Annotated in this window: 2 protein-coding genes; one reads left to right on the top strand and one right to left on the bottom strand. The window is 72.3% G+C overall.

The features are described 5' to 3' along the window. Window positions 1-1152: phosphate regulon sensor histidine kinase PhoR (gene phoR, locus H0U68_RS15185; RefSeq protein ID WP_296357021.1), on the top strand; the 1152-nt coding region annotated here is incomplete at its 5' end. Here the strand turns inward: phoR and H0U68_RS15180 are convergent. Further along, window positions 1100-2443 carry an MATE family efflux transporter gene (locus H0U68_RS15180; RefSeq protein WP_296357019.1) on the bottom strand — a complete coding sequence of 448 codons (1344 nt, stop codon included), beginning with the start codon at window positions 2441-2443 and terminating at the stop codon, window positions 1100-1102. The genes phoR and H0U68_RS15180 overlap by 53 nt on opposite strands. Between the last annotated feature and the right edge of the window lie 169 nt (window positions 2444-2612).

Raw genomic sequence — 2612 nt, 5'->3', positions numbered from 1 at the left:
GCCTGGGGCACCGTGGCGTCGCGCGTGCAGCGCGGCCTGCGCGGGCGTGAGCAGCAGACGCAGGACGCCGTGCAGCGACTCGACGATTTCCTCTCGGCCATCCAGGCCTCGCCCAACGGCGTGGTGCTGCTGGATGCGCAGGGCCGCATCGAGTGGTGCAACCAGACGGCGGCCGGGCACTTCGGGCTGGATGCGCAGCGCGATCTGCTGCAGCCCATCGGCAACCTGCTGCGCGACCCGGCCTTCGGCGCCTACTACGCCGGCGGCAACTACGCGCGCGAAGCCACCTTGCAGGGGCCGCGCAGCACGGCCTCGTGGCCGATCAAGCTGGCGGTGCACCTGCATCCCTACGGCGAAGGCCGCAAGCTGCTGCTGTCGCGCGACGTCACTGCGCTGGAACAGGCCGAGGCGATGCGGCGCGATTTCGTGGCCAACGTCTCGCACGAGATCCGCACGCCGCTGACGGTGCTGACCGGTTTTGTCGAAACGCTGCAGAACCTGCCGCTGTCGGACGAGGAGCGCTCGCGCTACCTGGCGCTGATGGCGCAGCAGGCGCAGCGCATGCAGACGCTGGTGAGCGACCTGCTCACCCTGTCGCGGCTGGAAGGCAGCCCGCTGCCGGGGGCAGGCGACTGGGTGCCGATGCCGGCGCTGGCGGCGGCCTGCGAGCAGGAAGCCCGCGCGCTGTCGGGCACGCTGGGCAAGGCGCAGGAGCTGCGCTTCGGCCCGGTGCCGCAGCTGGAGGTCGCGGGCTCGGCCAACGAGCTGCAAAGCGCCATGTCCAACCTGGTGACCAATGCCGTGCGCTACACGCCGGCCGACGGCGCCATCGACGTGCAGTGGCGTACATCGGCCGACGGCCGGCTGGAGTTCTCGGTGCGCGACACCGGCGCGGGCATCGCGCCCGAACACGTGCCGCGGCTGACCGAGCGCTTCTACCGGGTGGACCGCAGCCGCTCGCGCGAAACCGGCGGCACCGGCCTGGGCCTGGCCATCGTCAAGCACGTGGTGCAGCGGCACGGCGCCGAGCTCAAGATCGAGAGCACGCTGGGCGCGGGATCGGCCTTTTCCATCGTGTTTCCGGCAAGCCGGCTGCGCGTCAGGCCGGCCGGTACGCCCGCACGGCCCGCCACAGAATCAGCGGCAGGATGAAGGCCAGCAGCGCCAGCGCGCTGCTGCTGGCGATCCAGAACGCGGCCGGCGTGGCGTGAGCCGCCAGCGGCCCGATGCCGCGGTAGGCCAGCACGAAACCGCCCGCCAGGCCCACGCCCCACAGCAGCACGCAGTAGGCCACCAGCGGCGCCACCGCCACCCGGTAGCAGCGCAGCACGAACACGCACAGCGCCTGCACGCAGTCGCCCAGGTGGTAGAAGGCCAGCCAGCCGAGCAGGCCGCCGGCCATGGCGACCACCGCCGCGTTGGACGAGTAGATGGCGGCGATGCGCGCGTGGCCGGCCAGCATGGTCAGCGACAGCACGACGGCCAGCGCCAGGCCGAGCTTGAAGCCGGTGCGGATGGCGCCGCGCGCGCGCTTGGGGTCGCCCGCGCCCAGCCAGTAGCTCACGCGTGCGCTGGTGGCGATGGCCACCGACAGCGGCACCATGTACATCACGGCCGCCAGGTTGGCCGCGATCTGGTGTGCCGCGGTGGACACAATGCCCTGGCGCGCGATGAAGAGGGCCATTAGCGTGAACGAGGTCACCTCCACCATCACCGACAGGCCGGCCGGCACGCCCAGGCGCGCGAAATGCCAGATGGCGCGCCAGGCGGGCGGCTCCATGGCGCGCCACAGCGCATACGGGCGGTACAGCGGCTGCGTGCGCAGCAGCCCCACCGCCATGGCCAGCAGCAGCCAGTTGGTGGCCACCGTGGCCCAGGCGCAGCCCGGCGCGCCCAGCGCCGGCAGGCCGAGCCCGCCGAAGGCGAACCAGATGGTCAGCGGCACCTTGATGCCCAGCGACAGCGTCTGCAGCCAGGTCACCAGCTGCGGCTTGCCCAGGCTCTGGTTGAGCGTGCTGTACATGCGAAACAGCAGCGCGGGTGGCAGCGCGAAAGCCAGCACGCCCAGGTAGCTGCGCACGTCGGCCTGCAGCGCCTGCGGCACCTCGGTCCATTGCAGCAGCGCGCCGGGGAACAGCAGGCCGGCGATGCCCAGCACCATGGCGAAGGACGCGAGATAGAGCGCCTGGCGCACCGAGCGCCCGACCTCCGCGGTGCGCCTGGCGCCGTGCAGCTCGGCCCAGATCGGCAGCAGCGCCTGCAGCGTGCCCATGAGCGCGATGAACACGGTGATGAACACGGCGGAGCCGACCGACAGCGCGGCCAGCGCCTGCTCGGAGTAGCGGCCGGCCACGATGGTGTCGGCCACGCCGAAGGCCATGGTGGCGAGTTGGCCCACGAGGACCGTCCCGGAGTGCCGGGCGATGGTGCGCAGCTCCGGCATCAGCGCTTCTGTGCGGCGGACGCGGCAGGCTGCACGCGGCGGTACAGCAGCATGTCCTCGTTGCTGTCGGTGGGCCGGCGGATGGCCGCCACCAGCTTCCAGTGCGGCGCGCCCATCGCGACCAGCGAGGCGCGCGCGTCGTGCGCGACCAGCAGCCACGGGCAGGCGC

Origin of the sequence: Ramlibacter sp. (genome assembly GCF_013697775.1) — a bacterium.
Classification (GTDB): domain Bacteria; phylum Pseudomonadota; class Gammaproteobacteria; order Burkholderiales; family Burkholderiaceae_C; genus Ramlibacter.
Note: the sequence above shows the minus strand (reverse complement) of the source record. Positions and strands in the feature narration are given on the sequence as shown.

Coding starts and splice junctions, on each gene's coding strand:
- H0U68_RS15180 (WP_296357019.1), bottom strand. CDS start 2,443: ATGCCGGAGCTGCGCACCATCGCCCGGCACTCCGGGACGGTCCTCGTG.